Below are 21,499 nucleotides of genomic sequence, written 5' to 3' on the forward strand. Positions count from 1 at the left end.
GTATTTTGACCGGGATAACCCGATTACACAAGACGGCGATGAAATTAGCCCTTAACGAACTCTTATATCACAGGGGCGCGATCTCCATCAATATATTTCTTATGAAATTCATGAGTTCCCCCTCATGAAGATCGGAGCGGATGACGATCCGTCCGTCGGGAAGGAGTTTGATCCCCCTGCCGCTGTCAGTGGCCAGAGCGAGGAGCCGTTTCATATCAAGGGGGGTTCGCTCCGTGACATGGAGAATTACCTGCCTGTTGGTCTGTTCGATCCTGCGAACCTTGAGACTTGCCAGGAGGGACTTGAGGGAGATGACCTCCAGGAGGTTCGTCAGTGGAGAGGGCAGGGTGCCGTAGCGATCCTTGAGCTCGCTTTCCAGTTCCCGGAGCTCCTCCTCGTGACGAACGCGGGAGAGGCGCTTATACATGAGGAGCTTTTGGGTGGCGTCCTGGATATAGGCGTCGGGTATGAATGCGTTCACGGGGATATTCATTTCCGTGTTGACCTCTTCCTCGGGGATGACGTCTCTGTTCTTGAGCTTGTTCATGGTCTCTTCGAGCATGTCGCAATAAAGCTCGAAACCGACGAGATTGACATTGCCCGATTGCTCTTTGCCCACGAGGTTGCCGGCGCCCCGTATCTCGAGGTCGTAGTTCGCGATCTGGAAGCCGGAGCCAAGGTCGGTGAGCTCTTCGATGATCTTGAGCCGCAGGCGGGAGTCTTTTGCCAGGTTCTCTTCGCTGGGAACGAGGAGGTAGGCGTAGGCCTGCCGGGTGCTCCTTCCGACCCTGCCCCTGAGCTGGTACAGGTCAGCAAGGCCCATCCTGTGTGCGTTGTTGATGAATATGGTGTTCACGTTCGATATGTCGAGTCCCGATTCGATGATGTTCGTCGAAAGGAGGATATCGTAGCGCTTCTCGATGAAGTCCACCATTATCTTCTCGAGCCTGCTTCCGCTCATCTGGCCGTGGGCGACGGCAATGCGGGCCTCGGGGACGATCCTCGCCAGATGGTCGTGGACAACGCCTATGTTGTGTATGAAGTTGTGAACAAAGAAGACCTGTCCCGACCTTTCAAGCTCGTTCCTTATCCCTCGTGATAGCACGGCGTCGTTGAATTTCACCACCGTGGTCCTGACGGCGTGGCGGTCGAGGGGGGGTGTGTCGATGACGCTCAGGTCCCTGATGCCGGATGTCGCCATATACAGGGTCCTCGGAATGGGTGTGGCACTGAGCGTGAGGACGTCAACGGTCTTCTTGATGACCTTGAGCATCTCCTTGTGTTTCACCCCGAAGCGGTGTTCCTCATCGATGATGACAAGCCCGAGGTCGCGGAAGGACACATCTTTCTGCAGGAGCCTGTGGGTGCCGATAATGATGTCGACCTGTCCCTTGTCGAGGAGCCGCACCGTTTCCGCCTGTTGTTCCTTCGTCCGGAAACGCGACAGCATGTTGAGGGCAATGGGATACTCGGAGAAGCGGTCGCTGAAGGTCTTGAAGTGCTGCTGGGCAAGGACGGTGGTGGGCACGAGGACAGCCACCTGTTTTCCATCAAGGACGGCCTTGAAAGCAGCCCTCAGTGCCACCTCGGTCTTGCCAAAGCCCACATCGCCGCAGACGAGCCTGTCCATGGGGCGTGTGCTTCCGAGGTCCGCGAGAACGTCGTTTATGGCGTTGATCTGACCCTCGGTCTCCTCGTATTCGAAACGGGATTCCATTTCCCTGAAGAGCTCGTCCTCGGGCGGGTAGCTGTGACCCCGTGACATCTGTCTTTCCGCATAGATCTCAAGGAGCTCTCCGGCCATGTCCTCGATCTGCCTGCGCACCCGCTTCTTCGTGTTTATCCAGAATTTGGAACCCAGCCGGTCAACCTTGGGTTTGAATTTCTCGCCGCCGATGAATTTTTGTACCAGGTGGAGATCGTCGACAGGAACGTAGAGTTTATCCCCGCCGAGGTACTCGATAAGAAGAAAGTCTTTCGTGAACCTGTTGACGGTCAGGGGAACGATGCCCCGGTAGACGCCGATGCCGTGGTCCACATGGACAACAAGTTCGCCCGGGGTGAGGTCCTTGAAGGACGCAAGAAACTCATCGCGACTCCCCCACTGTTTTTTGACGACCCTTTTCTTGGGCCCGGCTATATCATCTTCCGTGAGGACGATGATGTCGTCCGTCCTGAAGCCCCTGCGTATGGGGCCCTCGATGATTCCCCATTCCCTGGATCGTTTCGGGTAGGATATCCCGGGGAGGACGGGCAAAACAAGGCCGTAGTTCTCGAATATCTCCTGGAGCCTCTTTGCCTGATGCCCTGTATTGGCAAAGAGGTAAACAAAGGGATAGTGGGACCATTCTTTTTGCAGCTTCTCCCGGAGTATGTGAAATATCTCTGTCTTGTGGAGGAGGAAGAGCTGTCTCAAGTCATCGTTCGACACCGCTTTGAGTATCCTTTGCTCCTCTCCGGGGCCCACGATGCCCGAAAGGTCGATCTGCGGCGTCTCGCGCAGAAGTCTTATCCAGCCCTGTCTGATCGTCGGATCGGCCCCATCGAGGGCCTGGTCGATGCAGGAGGCACCGGGATGAACGAGTGTAAGGGGCCCGTCAAGATAATCCATGATGGTGGACGGGCCGGCGTCATCCCTCTTTATGATGGACGTTATGTCGCAATGGGTGAGCTCTTTGTCCGACCTCTGGGAAAGGGGGTTGAAATATCTCAGGGAGAGTATCTGGTCGCCTATGAACTCGCAACGCACGGGTTTGTCCGAGGCGGGTGAAAAAAAATCGATGATGCTGCCCCGTTTCGCGTACTGGCCGGCCTCGCGCACGAGGGGAGCAAGTTCAAAACCTTTCCTGTCAAGGTTGTCGTGAATGTCTTCCATAAAGACGGCATCGCCCACGTGTATGGTCATGATATCATCGGAAACGCTTTCGGGGGCGGGCAGTGGGCGGGACATTGAGGCAACGGGAAAGAGCCCTATGAAGGTGTCGTCCGTTGCGAGACGATAGAGAAACCCGCCGCGCTTCAGGTCATCTTCTTGCTCGAAAAAACGCATCTCCCAGGGCGGGAAGAAGGCCACCTCTCTGTTGCCGTAATAGGCGATCTCCTCCCTCAGGAGATCCGCCGAATTGTCATCCTCGTACAGGACCAGTGTCCTGCCCTTCCTGTGAGCGACGAGGAATGAGACAAAGGAGCCCGCTCTGCCGGTTATGTACAAGCAACCGTCATGGGCATCGTCGGCTCTATCGTTCTGGGGATCGCTCACGGAAGGGTGCACCGGATAATTCTTGTTCAGGGATCGGGCAGTATCACTATGTTCCTGTCATATTCCCGCAGTACGAGCCCGGGAAAGCCCCTGGGAGAGGTCATCTTCTCCGGGGGAAGGCCCACGGTCCTCTCGGGTCCCATGTTGTAGGCGCGAAGCGCCGTGGTAACATAATAGAAACGATGGACAAGTTCTGAAAGGAAGCGGGTGCCTATACGTATGTTGTTCCCGGGATCGTCAAGGGTCTTGTTGCCCTTCCACTCTATCCCCATGTCGCGGACCATGAATTTCGCGAGGGACGGTTTGACCTGGAGGAGACCCCGTGCCCCCATCTCGGAAACAGCGTCACTGCGGAAGTTCGATTCCACCTTCATCAAGGCGAGAATCAGCCTGTAATCGATCCCGTGTTTCTTCGAGGCCTCATAAACACCGTGGGAGATGGCCCGCAGGTCCCTTTTTTCCAGACCCTCGTTGCCATTCTTGACATGAAGGGCTATCTGCTCCCTGATGTGCTTCTGCTTTTGAAGCGTGGAATAAACGCTCACCGCAGGTATGGTGAAACAGAGGATCACCATGATGAGAAATGCTGTAAAACGTATCCAATACCAGTTTATCATGCATAATTCATACACCAGGTGCTGGGTGGATGTCAACCTGCGGTCCGGGGACGTTAACTTGTCGGCGGGATGAATGGGTCGCTACATCATGCATTCTGCACTGTGAAAAATGTTTACTGGAAATTCCGACTACACTATACTGTTCCTATAATACCACAATCCCGAATAGGCCGGAGAGGTTCCCTGGAGGCCGGTGCAGAGGCGGCCACCGGCCCATTCAGGCGGGGAGTAAGCAGATATGTTTGTCGAGAGAGGCGAAACCTTCAAGATTCTTGCGGAGAACATACCCGTGGGTCTGGCCCTTATCAACATTCGGGGGGAATATCGGTACCTCAACCCGAAGTTCGGGGAGATGTTCGGCTACGACCTCTCGGATATCCCGGACGGAAAGGCGTGGTTCGAAAAGGCATATCCCGACCCGGAATACCGAAGATCCGTGATAGACGTGTGGGTCAAGGACTTCGAACTCTTCAGGCCCGGGGAGAAGAAGCCATGGGTTTTTCGTGTCACCTGCAAGGACTCGACAATCAGGACCATACACTTTATGCCTGTCCAACTGGCATCCGGAGAGATCCTCATTGCCTACGAGGACATCACACAGCTGGCCAGGGCCCGGCAGGACCTTGAAGAGAACGAGACCAAGTTGAGGTTACTCTATGAGAAGTCCGTGGACCCCATCTTCATATTTGACGGCAAGAACTACATCGACTGCAATGCATCGGCGGTCCTTATCATGGGATGCACGTCAAAAGAGGAGCTCCTCAAATACCATCCTTTTGAGATCTCACCGGAATACCAGCCCGATGGAGAGCTTTCCCGGGAAAAGGGCGCAAGGATAATAGAAAAGGCAATAAAGGACGGAAGCAGCCGTTTCGAGTGGCTGCACCGCAGCGTGGACGGGAGGGAGTTCTGGGTGGAGATCTCCCTTACAACGATCCCCTTCGGGCAGACGAGGCCGCTCATGTATGTCGTCTGGCGGGACATAACGGAACGGAAGAAGGCGGAAAAGGAACTCAGGGACAGCGAAGAGCGCTACCGGAACATGTTTGACAATATCCCCTTCCCGACGTTCGTCTATGATTTCGAGACCCTGAAAATAGTGGACGTCAATACCTTCGCCGTTCGAAGCTACGGGTATTCACGGGAGGAACTCCTGGGCATGACCCTCAAGGACCTGAAACCCGACGAGGATGTCCCGTCTCTTCTCGCCCACCTGTCGAAACCCGACCCTTCTCAGGAGCGGGTGCCCTGGAGGCACCGGAAGAGAGACGGTACCATTGTCGACGTGGAGATAACGGGTCACGCCCTCCAGTTTCCCGGCAGGAACTACAGGATCTTTTTCGCCAACGACGTCACGGAGATAAGAAAGGCCGGGGCGGCGCTGAAATTCACCCAGTTCGCCGTTGACCGGGCGGCGGTAGGCATCCTGTGGATATCTGATGATGGCGAGATAATATACGGGAACGACGAGATCTGCAGGCTCCTCGGCTATACCAGGGAAGAGCTGAAGGAAAGGAAGATCTTTGAACTGGATGCGAACTGTGGCGAGGAAACGTGGATAGACAACAGCAGGGGGATCAACAATCGCACGTCGGAGAGCGTCGAAGCCATCTTCCGGACGAGGGGGGGAAAGCTCTTTCCCGTGGAGATTGCCGGCAACTACATGGAATATGAGGGGGAAGGGTATATCTGCGCCATATTACAGGACATCAGCGGCCGGAAGATAACGGAGGAGTCGCTGAAAAAAAGGGAGGTGGAACTGAAGATAGAATCGAGCCGCCTCCAGGAGGCGAATACCGCGCTGAAGGTGCTCCTCAAGCATCGGGAAGACGACAAGAAGGAACTTGAGGAAAAGCTGATAGCCAACGTCAAGGCGTTGGTCCTCCCCTATATCGACAAGATGAGAAAAGGGCGGCTCGACCCGGGGCAGGCCTCCTACGTGGATATCGTGGAGCGGAATCTCAACGACATACTTTCCCCCTTCCTGCAAAAGATGTCTATGAAGTACTCCAATTTCACCCCGACAGAGATCCAGGTGGCAAATCTCATCAAGGCTGGCAAAACCTCGAAGGAGATAGCTGAGATCATGAAGGTCTCAACGGGGACTATCGATACCCATCGCAACAATATCAGGAGCAAGCTGAATCTTAATGGCAAGAAGCTGAATCTTAGAGCGTTTTTAATATCACTTGGTTAGCTCGTATTATATATAAAGCGTATCTATATTATCTAGCCATAAATTACATATCGGTATTTGAGAGGACTCTGTTATAATTACACATCTTATGATTGTCGCCTATCATAATCCCGTCATATGCGTGACTTCCTATAGCGAAGCCCCTTTCGAGCTTGCGCAACAAAGTGCTGCCGTTTATTTATCAAGGTTAGCTTCCAAGAACACGAAAGAGACAAAAGTCATCCCCCCCGACTGTTTCTTTTAAGCATTCAGGGGCTTCGCTATCTCTATTCCATCATTGTTCTAAGCCTGGCACCATCCTTAAGATATTTGAGGTCAATGATGATATACTTCTAAATGGCACACACACCGCCCGGACATTAAAACGTGTGGCGGGTCTTTGATGAGCATCAGTGATATGAACAGAATGGAGGCCCATACAATGCAGGTCCTTTACGAGTATTGCCGGAGGCGGTCATGGTCCGGATCCTGATCGCCGACGATCATTTCATCGTCCGGGAGGGATTGAAACAGATCGTTTCCGACGTTCCCGACCTGGTGGTCGTCGATGAAGCGAGCGACGGTCAGGAGGCCCTCAATAAAGCCGTGGCCGGATCCTTCGACATCGTTATCCTCGATATTTCAATGCCCATCAAGAGCGGCCTTGATGTCCTTCGGGAACTCAAACTGCAGAAACCCGATTCGAACGTTCTCATACTCAGCGTTCATCCCGAGGAGCACTATGCGATGAGGGTCCTCAAGGCCGGTGCGTCCGGCTATCTTACAAAGGAGAGCGCACCCGACGAGCTTGTCATGGCAATACGCCGGATATCCCAGGGGAGGAAATACATTAGCACAACTCTTGCTGAAAAACTGGCCGGTGTCATAGGGCACCCCGCCGATGTGCCCCTCCACAGTACCCTTTCAGAAAGGGAATTCAGGGTCATGCTGATGATTGCTTCGGGGTATTCCATCAAGAAGATATCGGAGGAGTTGTTCCTCAGCATAAAGACGGTCAGCACCTACCGGACAAGGATTCTCAAAAAGATGAATTTCAGGAACAACTCGGAACTGATCCGTTACAGCATCGAAAACGGCCTGGGGAGCTAGAGGACGGGTTCAAAGTTTCAGGGGAAAGACAGGTCCTTCTGGTATCCGGCGGCTAATCAGGTACTATACAGGTTTTTGCGCATTGTCAGCGTGTTCTTGCCGCCTTCCGATGTGTATATGACCTCGTCCATCACGGAGTTGATGATGTACAGGCCGAGTCCGTGTTCCGGCAGGGTCTTCAGGTCCTCGGGGTTGAACTCGAGGAACCGGGGGTGGTAAAGGGACATCTTCTTTCCTCTGTCGGTGATATTGAGGACGATCTCCTCAGTCGAATAGGTTATGTTGACCTCCACCGCGTGCCCTTCCTTGCCATCGTAGGCATGGGTGATGGCGTTGTTCACCGCTTCGACGACACAGAGTTCGAGATAATAGGCATCGACCTCGCTGAGCGAAAGATAGCCGCATATGCCGCGAATAGCGACGCCGGCAAGAGAAACATTCTTCAACTTGCTGTCGACAAGAAAAGTGATCGTTTTCGTTGACGCCTGTTCGGGCATGTTATTTCGAGAGCGCCTCGATCGCTTCGGACTCGTCGGTGAAGATCTGGAACACCCGGTTCATCCTCGTAAGCTTGAAGAGCCCCATAACGGTCTCCCTGATGCCGCAGAGGACGAGACTGCCGTCGGGGCCCATTGTTTTGAGGCTTGATACGATGGCGCCGAGACCGCTTGAATCGATGAAATCAACATGGGAAAGGTCGAGGATGATGCGCCTGTTCCCCTGGTTGATCCAATCGACTATTCTTCCCTTGAACCCTGTGGAGACGGATGCGTCTATCCGCCCTTCCCGGGGCAGTACAACAAGAACGTCCCCCACCTTCTTCTCTTCTATCTGCATGCATGTTCCTCCGTGGTGTTAAGCAGTACCGGCCGGTGTGCCTTAGCTGCGGCCGGGTTCCTCGTTCGGTGTCCGTGTTCTTCCGTATTCAAGGGCAACAAGGGTAATGTCGTCCTGAAACTCCGCTCCTTTGCCGAAATCAATGATGGAAGCCACGATGGTATCGAGAAGCTCTTCGATCTCTGCGCGCCCGTGGCAGGAAAGGAGGGAATGGAAGCGGTCTTCCCCGAAGAATTCCCCCGAGCTGTTGCTGTATTCCACCACTCCGTCGGTAAAAAGAATCACCCTGTCTCCCGGCGCGAGGGATCGCTCTTCCTCATCGAAGGGAACGAGGCCGTCGAGGCCGATGATCGTTCCGCCCTTATCCAGCACCTCAAGCGACCCGTTCCTTCGCATGATGACCGGAAAGGGATGCCCGGCGTTACTGTATCTTACGGCACCGGTCCGGGTGTTGACTATGAGATAGACGATGGTGAAATACTTTCCGAAGCGATCGATGGGATATTCCCCGTCAAGGATCTCAAGCACCCTGCCTGGCGACACGATCCGGTAGCCGGGCGGTTCGTATGTCCTTTCCTTCGTCACGGATCCGCTGTCGGGCTGGAGGAATTGGGAAACGGAAACGGTGATGAGTGCGGAGGGGACGCCATGACCGCTGACATCTATCATATAGAGACCCACGTGATTCTCGTCGAGACGAAATACGTTGAATATATCCCCTCCTATCATGTGAGAGGGCATGAATTTCCATGCGATTGCGAGGTTTTTGATATCCGGTATTGCGCGAGGCAAAAGGCTTTGCTGGATGCCAGCCGCCGCCCTGAGATCCTCGTCGAGAACTTTCTGCTTTTCGGTGAGCTGGGCATTGGACCTCTTGAGATCAGAGGTGAGCCGCCGGATCTTGAGCTGGTTTTCCACCCGTGCCAGGACCTCCGTTTTCTGGAAGGGTTTCGTTATGTAATCGGCACCGCCCAGTTCAAGGCCCTTCACCTTATCAGCGGTCTCAGTTTTGGCTGAGAGGAAAATAATGGGTATGTCCGAAAGAGACTCCTCCCGGTTGAGCTCCTCGCACACGGTAAAACCATCCATGCCGGGCATCACGATATCGAGGAGGATGAGGTCCGGTTTGAAAACCCCTGCTCTCTGCAGCACCTCATTTCCGCTCGGGGCCTCGGCGACCTCGTAGCCGGCCGCCGCCAGAATATGTCTCAGGAGGGCCCGAATGTCCTCGCTGTCGTCGACTATGAGTATCCTTTCCTTCATCTATATCCTGTATATTACAGCCGATCCAATGATTATTCCATGTTTTTTGATCTATCTTGCCCCATCGGGTCTTCTATTTGTGAACCTCCGCCTCGCAACGCTCCGCCGGAACCGTTTTTTTCGTTGTCGCGGTCGTCCCCTGTGTGTATGATTACATCTGTAGGGGGAACAGAGCATGATCAGGGACGGGGAAGAGAGAAGGAAGGAACCCAGACTCGATATCAGTTCCGTTAATCTTCCCTTTCTTGGGACCCGTGACGAGGACCATTCATCGTTTCAGTATCTTATAATTGACCTGAGTAAGAGCGGCATCGCCTTTGCCATCCCTGCCTGGGTGGTTAGCAGGGAAGGGATCAAGAAGGGCGATACCGTCAACTTCCACCTTCCCATCAACATCGGGGAACAGTACTACGATCAGGGCGTTATACTCTGGACGAGGTGGGATGAGGGAATGGGGGCCCAGACCTGCGGGGCCATTCTTGGCAACAGGGACCGCCCTCCATACCCCGTCTTCATCTCCATCGAATCAGGTTCGGTGTCCGTTGACCTCGAAGAGTTCGAGGTGCGCGACAGCCTCCTGTGCAGGGTGATCAAGGACACGGCGTTCCTCAAGAAGGGCGTCGACATCTACCTCGGTCATCTTATACCTTTCTTTTCCCGTATCGCACGGTATCCGCGGGCAGAATACCCCCAGCTTAAGAGCTTTCTCCTGTCCGACGTCAAGGCGCGGGTCAAGGAGCATTGTGACCAACTCGAAGCTCTGTACGTAAGGACCCGGACGGAGATGCCGGCCCAGTCGGATATCGCCGGGTTCATTGATCTGGAGGAACTCAGGGCCATAGTGGAATCGGAGGTCTATATCGAGATATTCAAGGCCGCCTTTTCCGACGAGAGCATTGTTCCCTACCTCAACGCCATCAAGGACCTTGAGAACAGGCTTTATTTCAATTACAACACCATCGTAATGCTGTACCTCCATTCGTTGTAGCGCTGGAGGGCATGCGGGTAAATGCCTCATTCATACTCGATGTGAACTGTGGCCAGAAATTGATCCAGTTCGTTGGCGCAGGCGAGGATCTCATCTTCGTTGCCGGCTTTTGCCGCTTCTTCGATACGCCGACCGATCTCGGTGATAAGGTCAAACCCGTAGCCGCCGCCACCGCCCTTCATGGTATGGCCGAGCATCCGTATTGTTTCAAGATCATTATTCCCGACGGCCTCCCGTATCAATGACACGTCCGCCAGCCTTCTTTGGAGGTACCCCGGTACGAGGTCTTCGAGATCCTTGTCGATCTTTACGACCGGCGCTTCATCTTCCATGGTGTTCACCTCTCTTTCCGCTCCTTCTCTCCCATCGTTAAAGGGATGTGTCCCCCGTGCATGTGGTGATGGCGTCGATGAGGGCGGACTTGCGTACAGGTTTGGTGAGATGGCCGGTGCACCCCGCCTCATAGCTCTTACGTGTCTCCTCTTCGAGGGCGTATGCGGTCAGCGCAAGGACCGGCGTTGCCCTTCGTCCCTGCGATCGCTCCCATTGCCGTATCTGCCTGGTGGCCTCGTATCCGTCCATTACGGGCATCTGTATGTCCATGAGGACGATATCGTAGGCCGATTCTCTGAACATCTCCACCGCGATTCGCCCGTTCTGCGCCTCATCTATCTTATAGGGCATCTTTTTGAGGAATGACTGGACGAGCAACCGGTTGTCTTCCGAGTCATCGACAAGGAGGATGGACAGCGGCCGGGGTTCGGAGGGGACCTGCGGCGCCGGGGGAAGGCCGGTGTCCTCGCCCGGAGAGCGCTCCTCTTTGTCGTTGTCCCCGGCGGGGCGCAGGGAGGCGGTGAAATAGAAGGTACTTCCCGAACCGGGGGTGCTCGATACCCATATCCTTCCTCCCATGAGTTCCACGAGACGCTGGGATATGGTCAGCCCCAGCCCGGTGCCGCCGTATTTGCGGGTTGTCGACGTATCGGCCTGGGTGAACTTTTCGAATATATGAGCGATCTTGTCCTCGGGTATGCCGATTCCCGTGTCGCTGATGGAGAATTTCATGATAGTGGTATCGCCGCCCGCCTCATCGAGTTCCACGGTGATCGTGATACCCCCTTCCTCCGTGAACTTTGCGGCGTTGCCGACGAGATTGAGAAGGACCTGCCTGAGCCTCCCCGCATCGCCGGTGAGACGGCGTGGCACGCCGGGTCTTATGATGCAGTCGAGGCTGATACCCTTCTCGCGGATGCGTACCACCATCGTGTCGCAGACGGCATTGACGAGTTCCCGGACATCGAAGACCGACTCATCGAGTTCAAGATAACCCGCCTCTATTTTTGATATGTCGAGGATGTCGTTGATGATGTTGAGGAGATTATCTCCGGCGCTCCTTAGCGTGGTGACGAATTTCCTCTGCTCATCGTCGAGGGGGCCTTCAAGCAGAAGCTCGGCCATGCCGATGATGGCGTTCATCGGGGTGCGGATCTCGTGGCTCATGGCGGCGAGAAAATAGCTCTTGGCCTGGTTTGCCGTCTCGGCCGCCTCCTTTGCATCCTTGAGTTCCTGTTCGAAGAGCTTTACCGCGGTGATGTCCTCCTGGACTCCGACAAAATGGGTAATAGCTCCGGTTGTATCCTTCAGGGGCGAAATGGACGCAGCTGCCCAGTAGAATTCACCGTTCTTTTTCCTGTTGTGAAAAACGCCCTGCCATTCGTCCCCGGAAGTGATGGTTGTCCAGAGTCGATCGTATGTTTCCCGCGGCATCACGCCGGATTTGAGAATGCGGGGCGTCTTTCCCTCGGTCTCGCTCCTTTCGTAACCCGTCACCTCGACGAACTTCGGGTTAACGTACTCGATGATTCCCTCTCCGTCGGTGATGATCACAACGGCGGAACTGTGCTCAACGGCGTTGTGCAGCTTGCGCAGTTCCTCCACGGTGCTTTTCAAGGAAGCTTCACGGTCGGAGAGTCGTTCGAGCATGGCATTGAAGGAAGAGGCAAGCGCACCGATCTCTCCGCCGGCATCCACGCGGACAGTTCTCAGGGGCTCTTCCGTCCGGCCTATCCTCTCGGCCTGAGCCGCCAGTTCAGACAAGGGCGACAGGTTCCTGCGCATGACGATGAGGATAATGAGGACGCAAAAGGCGATCCCGATGGTCGTGTAAGCGACGATGTACCACCGCTCCTTGTAGATGGGGGCATACGCGTCCTTGATCGGGTAATGGGTCGCCAGGATCCAGTCGGTGTGGCGAAAACGTTTGAAGGTGACTATACCCGGCACGTCTCCGAAGGACATCGTTTCCCCGCTTCCCTCGAACCAGTTGTCGATGGCCGCGTCGAACAGAGGGTTGGGCGCCCGGGGCAGGTCGCGCTGAAGTATCCGCTTCCTGTCGGGATGGATGATGATCGACCGGTCCTTATCGAAAAGATACATGTACCCCGTCCGGCCTATCTTGATCTTCGCGATACCTCCGAAGGTAACGTCGTTGAGGAGGGAAATGGAGCCGCCGAGCACGGCTACCAGGTCATTGTGCTTGTCGAAGACGGGAGCGGTGAACATGACTATGGGATCGTGGGGCGCTCTCGTGGATCTGAAGGGCTTCGATATGTAAGGCCCTCTTGTCTTAAGGGTGTATTGAAGGTACTCCTTGCCGGAAAAGTCCTTGCCATAGCGCTCAGGAGAATAAGGCACTTCCGCGATGATCCTTCCCGTTTTCGAATAGAGCACGACGCCGTGGTCGAAGCATGCCGTGAAGAAGAAGCGGGAATGAAGCGCCTCTTCGAGGTGTCTCTGCATGGCGGGGTAGTCCCCGATGTCCCCGGTGGGAATATGCCTGGATACCTCGATGAGCGCTTTCTGGGCCTCGCCGATCCTGAGGTCGACATCATTCGCTATCTTTGAAACGAGTTCAAACTGCTGGTCCGCTATGGTCTGCCTGAAATGCTTCTCGAAAATGCTCTCGAACATGAAGGCACCGGTGGGAAAGATGACGAGGAAGAGAAGAGAGGCAACGGTGGCCATCTTCGCCTTGAGGCTTAGCCTGTGGATCACGGCTGTTTCCCCCTTTCGAGGAGTTCCTTGAGCCTGTCCCGCCTGGACCCGCGTGCGTGCTGCAGGGCACCCACATAGCTCCCGTCGGAGGCGCTTTCTATGCGCCAATCGACTTCCTTGTCGGACTGGAACCATACGATGCCGTCTATGCCTGACCTCCCTGCGGCGGTGAGGGCATCCCCTATCCATTCATTCTTGTTCCCGCCGGCGCCGACGGTCGCGGTCTCGAAGACGATGAGAGGCTTTCCTGCCGCGGAAGTGCTCAAACCCCTCAGTTCAGTGATCGGTGCTTCAAAGATCTCCCGGAAGGTTCTCCAGCGGCTTTCCCATCCATGGATGGCTTTTTTCCTGGTTGTTCCCCAGTTGTAGCCGTCTACGCCGAGGATGTCGACGTAGCTGTCTCCGGGATAGTAATTGGACAGGGTGTTCCATGAGGCCGACGGGTCATAGGATGTGCTCGGGACAGATTCTGCGTTAGGGCAGAAGACCCAAAGGACGTTGCCGGCGCCCGACCGTCTGAAGATGTCGACGATATAAATGTACATCCTTCGATATATGGCGGGGCTTTCCGGGCCGTATTGATCTTCCGTTGTACCCCAGTGGTATCGCTTCAGGTTCATCTCATGGGCGAACCGTATCAGCACAGGTTTGTTCCACGAACGGGCTTTATCAGCAAACCGGGTTATGTATCGATCGTACCTGCCGCTGAGCAGATCGGTGTGGGAGATGGCGATCTCCTTGCCGCCTTTGATATGCATAGGCTCCCAGGTGATGCAGGGCAGGGAGCCGCTCGCCGTTATGGTTTCGAGGCTCTCGAGGGGAAACTCGCCTGAGTTTGGGTCGCCATCAGAGGGCCATTGGAGAAAAAAGACGATGATATCGGAGCGAAGGCCCGTGTCGGACTCGATACCTTTCAGTCTGTCCCGGGTCACCGGATAACCGTCGAGGGTAAAGCCCCACATGGACAGCCCGGCGTCCGATGTCCCGCAGAAGGGCGCAACAGCGCTCATGGCGACGAGAATGAACAGGGAAAGTATTCTATACAAGATCGCCCGCCTTTTCGCTGTCAGGGGCGGTTTCCTCGACAGGCCTGTTGAAGTAAAATATGGACGATAGTATGCCGGCGTGGTAGAGACACCAGAAGACGTTCACCAGTATTCCAGCAAAGGGTTCCCTTTCATATATCAGCCTGTTGATTCCCCATATGGCCCCGCAAAAGCATATGGCCCACAGGAGGAGCTGGGGCCACATGGTCAGAAGAGGCAGGGCCCGGCTCGTGCCCTTTGGCGTGATGCCGAAGGTGCCCTTGAAGCCCATGAGGGCAAGGATGCTGGCCTTCATGAAAACGGGGAAGGTGATGAAGGTCAGGAGCTGTCCCGACAGGAGGTCACGGATCGTGTAGCTGCGCTGTTTCAGCGTCCAGTAGAATGTGGTGAGAGTGATGACGATGTAGGGAACAAAGATGAGGAAGTAGAAAGCGGGCCGCGCGAAATACACGGGGACGTTGAAAAAGAGATAGATCGGAGGGGATATCATCATGATGAAGAACACAAAACCTATGAAGTACCACGTGCTCGACAGGAAATATTCCCACCACTGCATGAGGGTGAGGGCACGCGGCCTTCGAACAAAGGTTGTTACGACCTTCCTGAGGAGCCCGATTGTCCCCAGGGACCACCTGAACTGCTGCTTAAAATAGCCTCCCAGGTCCTCCGGGCCTATCTGGAAGGTGCGCACCCGGTTAATGTATGTCGTCTTCCACTTGTTGAGGTGAAACTGAAGGGAGGTGGCGAAATCTTCCGTGACGGACGACTCGTCGAACCCCCCGATGCTTTTAAGCGCCTCGCGGCGGAAAAGCACATTGGTGCCGCAGCAGAAGGTGGCGTCTTTCGAGGCCTTGCCCTCGCATATGTATTCGTAGAAGACGGTCTGTTGCAGACCGGCGGCCCGGGCGATACGGTTGGAATCGAAATTGATGTAGTACTGAGGGGTTTGGATAAAGGCAAGCTCGGGCCTGCCCTCCATGTGGGCGACGAGGGGCTCGAGGAAATCGGGAAAGGGATTGGAATCGGCGTCAAAGACGACCATGTATCTCTCTGTTTCATTTTTTTTCTTCCTGGAATAATTGTAAAAGACGAACCCCTCTCTCATGTGTCCGTCGAGGTACTCCATAAAATCGTTGATGATGCCCGCCTTGGCGCCGTGCCATTTCCTCCGAAAGAGATCGATGCCCACGTACTGGCAGAGCTCCTCTATAGACTTTTTGTAGGCCTCCATGTTCTCTGGTGTATCCCAGGGGACATCATAGCGGGTATCGTCGAGGAAGTAGATGTACTTGTTGGGATAAGAGAGGTTGTAGAAGGTGATGAGAGAGTTCTTGACCACCTCCAGGGGTTCCTTATAGGAGGGCATGACTATCGCTACGGGCGGATGGGACAGAAGGGGCTCCGTCGGGAGCTCCTTGCGGGTGAAGTCCCTGCCTGTCAATACCACGGAGAGGATCTCCAGAAAATACCCGATGCCGTGGACGAGGATGAACACCTCGGCCATGAGAAGAAGGAGGGCGAGGCCCTTTTCATACCAGGCATTATCGGTGATAAGGAAAAGAAGAACTCTCACGATGAGATAGATGGCGGCAAAGACCATCGCGGCAACAGGTGCCGCCATGATGAAAACGAATTTTGAAGATGTCGGACGCTCTTCCTTCATGTCAGAAACGGTACCTCAACCATGTCCATGCCCCGGTCGCATTCCATTCCGGCGACGTGTGGGCCATTCCCTTTATGCCGAGGAGCCAGTGCTTCATGAACTCCCAGCTCCATTCACCCTCTATCTTTGCGTAGGGATTGTTCTCGGAGTCCGTGCCGAAGGATGCCTTGAGATCGTAGTAATGCTGCTCGGCCCCGCAGATGAACAACTTCGAAAGGTCATGACGCCATTCGAGGATGACGCTGCCCGCCAGGTAATCGCGGGGGGTCCAGTAGGGATGGATTATGTCGGCAAGCACTTCGCCCTGGTAGATGTATTCGTTGTTGTGACGGGTATTGCGCATCTCACCGGACAGGGAGACCTTGAAGGTCCGCGGGTGGTCGGTGACGGCATACCCGGCCGCCAGACCGAGGAAGCTGCCGCTGTTAGAATCGTTGTACCCTATGTACTCCATCTTGCCGCTCACCTCGAGCTTGCGCGTGATATCGCCCTGGAAGGCCACGAAAGCGCGATCCGCCTGTACGCCCTGAATTATCCCGAAATAGTTGTACAGTTCATCCGTGCGGGCATACCCTGCGCCGAGCCGGACCCGGTCGTTCACGTTGAACCAGAGTGTCCCGTGCCCCGTGTCCTTGCTGCCCAGCGTACGTGAGTCGTATCTCTTGTGTGTGATGGAGCCTTCGGCTCTCATGAAGGGATTGAAGGCCCCGGCGAAGCCGACGGAGACGCCCGAGGCGCCGTAGGTCGCGTGGTCGAGATCGGGGGCCTCGAGCCAGCGGTGGCCCTTGAGAAAGAGATGGTACTGGCAGTGGACGGGTACGTCGAAGGTGACGTCGAAGCGGTTTCGTGTGATGCGGGCGAGGTCACCCCTGCCTTCCTCGTTCCAGTAAGAGTAATCAAAGCGCGCCGAGGGATTGCTCCTTGACCTGAGCCTGTCGAGCCCGTCGCCTGCGAGGGAATGAAGAGGGTCGATAGCCAGGAGCTTTTCGTACGTCTTCCTTTCAAGACCGCACAGACCCAGGGCGCATGCAACCTGGGCCTTGTCAAAAAGCGCCTCTTCATTGCCGGGGTTTTCATCGATGAGGGTTTCGTACACAGGCAGCGATTGGGTGAAACGCTTGTTGTATGCGAGTCTCTTCGCCTCTCTTTCGAGGTAGATCGACCTGTGAATACGCTGCCGGGAAAAGGCTTCGCCCCCGTCCTTTTCCTTGCTGGCGCCGGACGGGCGTGTCATATCCTCACCCGTTGCGGATAACGCTGCGTCATACGTCTCGATGGCAAGCAAGGGTTTTTTGGCCCACATGGCCGTACGGGCCATTTCCCGGCGGGGAACGGGGTCGGCCGGATCCAGCCCGATGATGTGCCGGTATAGAGCCATGGATTCATCATAGCGCCTCGACCAGGCGAGGACCCGGGCGAGACCGATGAGGATCTTCGAATCATCGGGAAACTGCGCGGCAAGGTCCTTGTACAGCCTGACCGATCCCTCGTATTGCTTGTGGGTGCCAAGGACCTGGGCGAGGGAGATGGACGCGGGGAAATATTCGGGGTCCCGCCGGAGGGCCTCCCGCAGGCATTCGATGGCCTCGGGGAAGAGGCCATGGGAGAGATAAAGGTCCGCCCACTGCGAAAGACCGGCGGCTGACAGCCCTGTGTCATTCACGATGGACGAGAAGAACGCCTTCGAACGTATGCCGTTGGGAGAATTATCATAGAAACGTGCGGCGATGTTCCCCGGCTCTGCAGCGAGAGCTTTCTTGAAGTATATCCGGGCTTCGATGGCCCTGTTCTCTTTGAGGAAGGTTCGACCGATGTCGACGAGGGTTTGCGCTGACTCGCCGGATTGCCGGGCCGTCCGTTCATACACGGACCTGGCCTCGGCATACCGGCCGGTAAACATGAGGGCCTCACCGAGGGCATCAGCGGCTTCCTTGCTCCCGGGGTCGATGGCGAGGGCCTCGCGCGCGTACAGCTCACCTGCCTGGAAGTCTTTCTCAAAAAGCTTCATCGCGGCGAGAGCCGCAAGGACGGAAGCATCCTTACGATTGGCAACAAGGCTCCTGCAGATGCCTTCCGCTTCCTCGTAGCGCTGTGAACTGGCAAAGGCTCTCGCAAGTTTCAGTCCCACCTCCCAATCATCGGGGCGGCGGGCAAGATGCTCACCGTAGATGTACCGGGCCTTGTAGAAATCACCCCATATGTTCATTCTATCGGCAAAACGGAGCCTGAGGTCCGGTTTCTGGCCGGACCTCTGCAACACATCCAGATAAAGCTCCCTGCATGTCTTCGCGTGTCCCCGGCTGCATTCGATATCCGCCAGGGCGGCGCCGGCTTGCCAGTTACCGGGGTCGCGGGCGTACACGCCGCGAAGGAGGACCCCCGCTTCGGCGTCCATCCCCAGCCGCAGGAGGACCTGTGCGGTTTCCATCCCGATGACGGCATCCTCCGGTGATTGTTTCAGGAGCAAACGGTAATCAGCAAGGGAGGCGCGGAGCGTGTCATCCTCGTAGGAGAGCATCCTTGCCAGGGCGAGACGGGCTTCCCTGTCGGATACCCTGCCCTCCGGCGGGACGATGGTGACCGTCTGGTCGGCCGCGCCGGGTCCGGCCGCGAAAAGAACCGATGTTACGAGGAGCAGGAGAAGGAGCAGGCCTTTCATTCTATTTAAGCGTTTTCCTGAGCTCAGCGGCGGCTTCGCCGTATCTCTTCAACCACATGAGCACGAGGGCATATTTTCTTCTCACCTGCACGTCGCCGGGGAGTTCCGCGAGTATCTTTCGATATTCCGCGAGGGACTCGTCATAGTGCTTCTCCCAGCTCAGCATCTCCGCAAACCTCAGCCGGGCCGGGTGGTCGCCGGGACGTTTTTCCAGGTATTCGCGGTAGAGGGGAGCCGCGGAACTATAGGACTTGCGGCTCCTGTAAAGGTCGGCCATGAGCAGGACCGAATCGACGTCCAGCTGACGGGGGCCCATGCCCTCGAGGACGGCAAGGGCCTCCTGGTCCTTTTTCTGCCAGAAAAGGATCTTTGCCATCTCGATCCTTGCCTTTGAAAGGTCGGGCTTTTCCTTGAGCAGCTTTTTATATTCCGCGACCGATTCTTCGTAGCGCTTTGCATATCCAAGGGTGCGGGCAAGTTCCCATCGTGCCAGCCAATCGGGTATCTCCTCTCCGACCACGGGCGAAGGGGCCGATGCCTGCGCTTTATCGGGGGCAAAGGGGCATGCCGGGCACGGAAGGAGAATGGTGGCGGCGAGCGTGACCGCAGCCGCTAAAACTGCCGGTGATCGTCTCATGGCTTCTCTCCCAGGATGGCTTTGTACCAAAGGATAGCCTCATCATATCGCCCCAGGGCGGCCAGCGCGCGGGCCAGCCGGATCTCGATCGCCCTGTTTCCGGGTTCCCTCGCAAGAAGGGCGCTATAGATATCGGCGGCGTGCTCATGGTCGCCTTTTCTATCGTAGAGCCCGGCGAGTCTGAAGCCCGTGCGGGCATCGCCGGGGCTTGCGGCGGCAAGTTTCCCAAAGGCCTCAATGGCCATTGTCAGATTCCCTTCCTTTTCGTAGGATTCCCCGAGGAGCCTCAGGGTGTCGGTCATCCGGAAACCCTTTTTCGCGAGTCTGTCGTAGATGGGGATGGCCTGAGACCAGGCGCCTTTTAGCGAAAGGTCAGCCGCTTTCCTGTAGAGCAGCCAATCCTGCTTCAGGTAGCGGTACGCCGCCGTCGTTGCGAGGGCGAGAATGATGAGGGATATGATGACGGGGATGATCTTCATAATGTTATCCGCCTGCTATCATCTGTTGATACAAGGTGGATTATAGCATGTGTGCCGATGGTGTCAATGGCGGAAAGGGATTGCTTCCCTCCCCCTATTTGTGATTGTGAAGACCCGGTTTTTGGAATAGTATTCCAAGAAGAAGGAGGTGTCCTATGCCGGAGGTAAGATTGAATCAGATCACGGGAGATTGGGTGATCATCGCCAGGGAAAGAGCGAAGCGCCCCGAAGAGTTCAAACATGACAGAGAACCGCGCCTGGTTCCCGCTCACTCTCAAACATGTCCCTTCTGCCCGGGAAACGAGGCCATGACCCCGCCGGAGACCTTCAGACTGACAGACAGCGAGGGCAGCTGGATGGTGAGGTCGGTGCCCAACAAGTTCTCCGCGCTGACCCCGGAAGGCGTTATTGTGAAGAAGAGGGACGAGTTCAAGGAGTGTCTCAGCGGGGTGGGGCTCCACGAGGTTATCATCGAGTCGCCGCTCCATAATACCACCACGGCCCTCGCGCCCCTTGCCCGGATAGAGGACATACTTGCCGCCTACCGCAACCGCCAGATAGCCTTTTACAAAGACGAGCGTGTCGAGCACGTCATAATCTTCAAGAACCACGGAGAGGGCGCCGGGACATCGCTTGAACATCCCCATTCTCAAATAGTCGGAACCCCGGTGTTTCCCGGACAGGTGATGAATCGTCTCAGCGAGGCGATACGCAATTACTATTACGTGAATTTTGGTGACTGCCTCTACTGCACCTATATGAAAGCGGAGAGGGATGAAGGCCTGAGGGTGATCTGCGAGAACGACCATTTTCTGGCCTTCGTGCCGTACGCTGCGCTGTCGCCCTTTCATGTATGGATCTATCCGAAGCGCCACAGTGCCTGCTACGGCAATATTACCGACGACGAGATCCCGGCGTTGGCCCGCATTCTGAAGGAGGTCTTGCTCCGTCTCTACGTGGGGCTGGGCGATCCCGACTTCAACTACGTGATACGGTCCCTGTCTCCCGGCGGGGCTGACGCCAGGTACTTTCACTGGTACCTCGCCATTGTCCCGAGGCTCACCAAGGCGGCAGGTTTCGAGCTGGGCACTGGAATGTACATAAACACCTCCATGCCCGAAGAAAGCGCCGCATTCCTGAGAGACGTGTCCATCGGGGAGTTGTGATCGGTTCTGAAGAAGCAGCGGGCACCATTGACCTATCACCCGTCACCTGCGCATCTTCATTGTCCAGATACCTTCTGAATTCGATATGCAAGATCGCAGGTGGCGTTCCTGGGTTCTTGCCCCAGGTGCACTCCATGCACGGTGGTGATGTTCTCGGAAGATGAATGGATTCCGAATCCCCATACTGATAACGACTACATGCTTGAACACAAAGATGCTTCAGCGCAATCGCCAGTTCTGTGATAAACTAAAAAAATGGCTTATCGCATAACAGTATGGGTGTTTTCTCCCTCAGCTCAGCCCCGCCAGAGCGATGTTGGTGTTGGCAGCCGCGAGGACCGCGGTGAAACCAGCTTCTCAAACATGCCGTCAGCCTTACGCTGACAACGAACAACAGCAATGAACAATTTAGGGAGGAGCCTTATGAAGAAGACCATTTTTACTGTTTCATTGGCATTGGCTGCGGTATTTGTCATTGGCATAGCTACAGCACAGAGCCAGGCTGGCAGAGGCGGCTATGGCATGGGTCCCGGCATGATGGGCGG

General features: G+C 55.7%; 16 protein-coding genes. 4 read left to right on the forward strand and 12 right to left on the reverse strand.

The genetic code is table 11. The features are described 5' to 3' along the window. Positions 1-67 precede the first annotated feature (67 nt). A complete protein-coding gene (gene mfd / locus PHC90_09425; protein MDD3846569.1) occupies positions 68-3,211 on the reverse strand; it encodes a transcription-repair coupling factor in 3,144 nt (1,047 codons plus the stop codon). A 74-nt stretch (positions 3,212-3,285) separates the two neighbouring features. Continuing rightward, positions 3,286-3,876, reverse strand: a complete 591-nt coding sequence (locus PHC90_09430) for a lytic transglycosylase domain-containing protein (protein ID MDD3846570.1) — start codon at positions 3,874-3,876, stop codon at positions 3,286-3,288. A 238-nt stretch (positions 3,877-4,114) separates the two neighbouring features. Here PHC90_09430 and PHC90_09435 point away from each other — a divergent pair, with 238 nt between their 5' ends. Both PHC90_09435 and PHC90_09440 read left to right on the forward strand, forming a co-directional pair. Continuing rightward, positions 4,115-6,073, forward strand: coding sequence for a PAS domain S-box protein (locus PHC90_09435; GenBank protein MDD3846571.1), 1,959 nt, complete (start codon positions 4,115-4,117; stop codon positions 6,071-6,073). A 456-nt stretch (positions 6,074-6,529) separates the two neighbouring features. Continuing rightward, entirely contained in the window at positions 6,530-7,162 is a 633-nt protein-coding gene (locus PHC90_09440; GenBank protein MDD3846572.1) for a response regulator transcription factor, read from the forward strand. 56 nt (positions 7,163-7,218) lie between these two features. Here the strand turns inward: PHC90_09440 and PHC90_09445 are convergent, their stop codons facing one another. The 3 genes from PHC90_09445 to PHC90_09455 are packed head-to-tail and all read right to left on the reverse strand — an operon-like array spanning position 7,219 to position 9,262. Next, a complete protein-coding gene (locus PHC90_09445) occupies positions 7,219-7,659 on the reverse strand; it encodes an ATP-binding protein (GenBank protein ID MDD3846573.1) in 441 nt (146 codons plus the stop codon). 1 nt (position 7,660) lies between these two features. Then, the gene (locus tag PHC90_09450; GenBank protein ID MDD3846574.1) at positions 7,661-7,999 is read right to left on the reverse strand and encodes an STAS domain-containing protein; all 339 of its coding nucleotides are present in this window, start codon (positions 7,997-7,999) and stop codon (positions 7,661-7,663) included. A gap of 42 nt (positions 8,000-8,041) precedes the next feature. Further along, a complete protein-coding gene (locus PHC90_09455) occupies positions 8,042-9,262 on the reverse strand; it encodes a SpoIIE family protein phosphatase (GenBank protein ID MDD3846575.1) in 1,221 nt (406 codons plus the stop codon). Between the two features lie 175 nt (positions 9,263-9,437). On the opposite strand from PHC90_09455, the gene PHC90_09460 reads away from it, so the two are divergent. Next, positions 9,438-10,250: a PilZ domain-containing protein gene (locus PHC90_09460; protein MDD3846576.1), complete on the forward strand. Its 813-nt coding sequence runs from the start codon at positions 9,438-9,440 to the stop codon at positions 10,248-10,250. Positions 10,251-10,276: 26 nt separating this feature from the next. On the opposite strand, the gene PHC90_09465 is transcribed toward PHC90_09460, so the two are convergent. From PHC90_09465 to PHC90_09495, 7 genes are read right to left on the reverse strand one after another with little or no spacing between them, the layout of a single operon-like run. Continuing rightward, complete coding sequence (locus PHC90_09465) at positions 10,277-10,582, reverse strand: Hpt domain-containing protein (protein MDD3846577.1); 306 nt, start codon at positions 10,580-10,582, stop codon at positions 10,277-10,279. Positions 10,583-10,619: 37 nt separating this feature from the next. Then, entirely contained in the window at positions 10,620-13,304 is a 2,685-nt protein-coding gene (locus PHC90_09470; GenBank protein ID MDD3846578.1) for an ATP-binding protein, read from the reverse strand. Continuing rightward, on the reverse strand, positions 13,301-14,350 hold the full coding sequence (locus tag PHC90_09475; GenBank protein MDD3846579.1) for a glycosyl hydrolase: 1,050 nt from the start codon (positions 14,348-14,350) through the stop codon (positions 13,301-13,303). Before PHC90_09475 ends, PHC90_09470 begins: the two co-directional genes overlap by 4 nt. Beyond that, entirely contained in the window at positions 14,343-16,013 is a 1,671-nt protein-coding gene (locus PHC90_09480; protein ID MDD3846580.1) for a glycosyltransferase family 2 protein, read from the reverse strand. The genes PHC90_09475 and PHC90_09480 overlap by 8 nt, the downstream gene beginning before the upstream one ends. Position 16,014: 1 nt before the next feature. Next, positions 16,015-18,672 (reverse strand): tetratricopeptide repeat protein, encoded by a 2,658-nt coding sequence (locus tag PHC90_09485; protein MDD3846581.1) that lies wholly within the window; start codon positions 18,670-18,672, stop codon positions 16,015-16,017. A gap of 1 nt (position 18,673) precedes the next feature. After that, a complete protein-coding gene (locus tag PHC90_09490; GenBank protein ID MDD3846582.1) occupies positions 18,674-19,309 on the reverse strand; it encodes a tetratricopeptide repeat protein in 636 nt (211 codons plus the stop codon). Then, entirely contained in the window at positions 19,306-19,788 is a 483-nt protein-coding gene (locus PHC90_09495; GenBank protein MDD3846583.1) for a tetratricopeptide repeat protein, read from the reverse strand. The genes PHC90_09490 and PHC90_09495 overlap by 4 nt, the downstream gene beginning before the upstream one ends. 155 nt (positions 19,789-19,943) lie before the next feature. Here PHC90_09495 and galT point away from each other — a divergent pair, with 155 nt between their 5' ends. Beyond that, positions 19,944-20,954: a galactose-1-phosphate uridylyltransferase gene (gene galT / locus PHC90_09500; protein MDD3846584.1), complete on the forward strand. Its 1,011-nt coding sequence runs from the start codon at positions 19,944-19,946 to the stop codon at positions 20,952-20,954. The last annotated feature ends 545 nt before the right edge of the window (positions 20,955-21,499 follow it).

Source organism: Syntrophorhabdaceae bacterium (assembly GCA_028698615.1).
Classification (GTDB): domain Bacteria; phylum Desulfobacterota; class Syntrophorhabdia; order Syntrophorhabdales; family Syntrophorhabdaceae; genus Delta-02.

Bases quoted from the DNA above. Each gene is read 5' to 3' on its own strand.
- PHC90_09430 (MDD3846570.1), bottom strand. From the start codon at position 3,876: ATGATAAACTGGTATTGGATACGTTTTACAGCATTTCTCATCATGGTG.
- PHC90_09435 (MDD3846571.1), top strand. From the start codon at position 4,115: ATGTTTGTCGAGAGAGGCGAAACCTTCAAGATTCTTGCGGAGAACATA.
- PHC90_09440 (MDD3846572.1), top strand. From the start codon at position 6,530: ATGGTCCGGATCCTGATCGCCGACGATCATTTCATCGTCCGGGAGGGA.
- PHC90_09445 (MDD3846573.1), bottom strand. From the start codon at position 7,659: ATGCCCGAACAGGCGTCAACGAAAACGATCACTTTTCTTGTCGACAGC.
- PHC90_09450 (MDD3846574.1), bottom strand. From the start codon at position 7,999: ATGCAGATAGAAGAGAAGAAGGTGGGGGACGTTCTTGTTGTACTGCCC.
- PHC90_09455 (MDD3846575.1), bottom strand. From the start codon at position 9,262: ATGAAGGAAAGGATACTCATAGTCGACGACAGCGAGGACATTCGGGCC.
- PHC90_09460 (MDD3846576.1), top strand. From the start codon at position 9,438: ATGATCAGGGACGGGGAAGAGAGAAGGAAGGAACCCAGACTCGATATC.
- PHC90_09465 (MDD3846577.1), bottom strand. From the start codon at position 10,582: ATGGAAGATGAAGCGCCGGTCGTAAAGATCGACAAGGATCTCGAAGAC.
- PHC90_09480 (MDD3846580.1), bottom strand. From the start codon at position 16,013: ATGAAGGAAGAGCGTCCGACATCTTCAAAATTCGTTTTCATCATGGCG.
- PHC90_09485 (MDD3846581.1), bottom strand. From the start codon at position 18,672: ATGAAAGGCCTGCTCCTTCTCCTGCTCCTCGTAACATCGGTTCTTTTC.
- PHC90_09490 (MDD3846582.1), bottom strand. From the start codon at position 19,309: ATGAGACGATCACCGGCAGTTTTAGCGGCTGCGGTCACGCTCGCCGCC.
- PHC90_09495 (MDD3846583.1), bottom strand. From the start codon at position 19,788: ATGAAGATCATCCCCGTCATCATATCCCTCATCATTCTCGCCCTCGCA.
- galT (MDD3846584.1), top strand. From the start codon at position 19,944: ATGCCGGAGGTAAGATTGAATCAGATCACGGGAGATTGGGTGATCATC.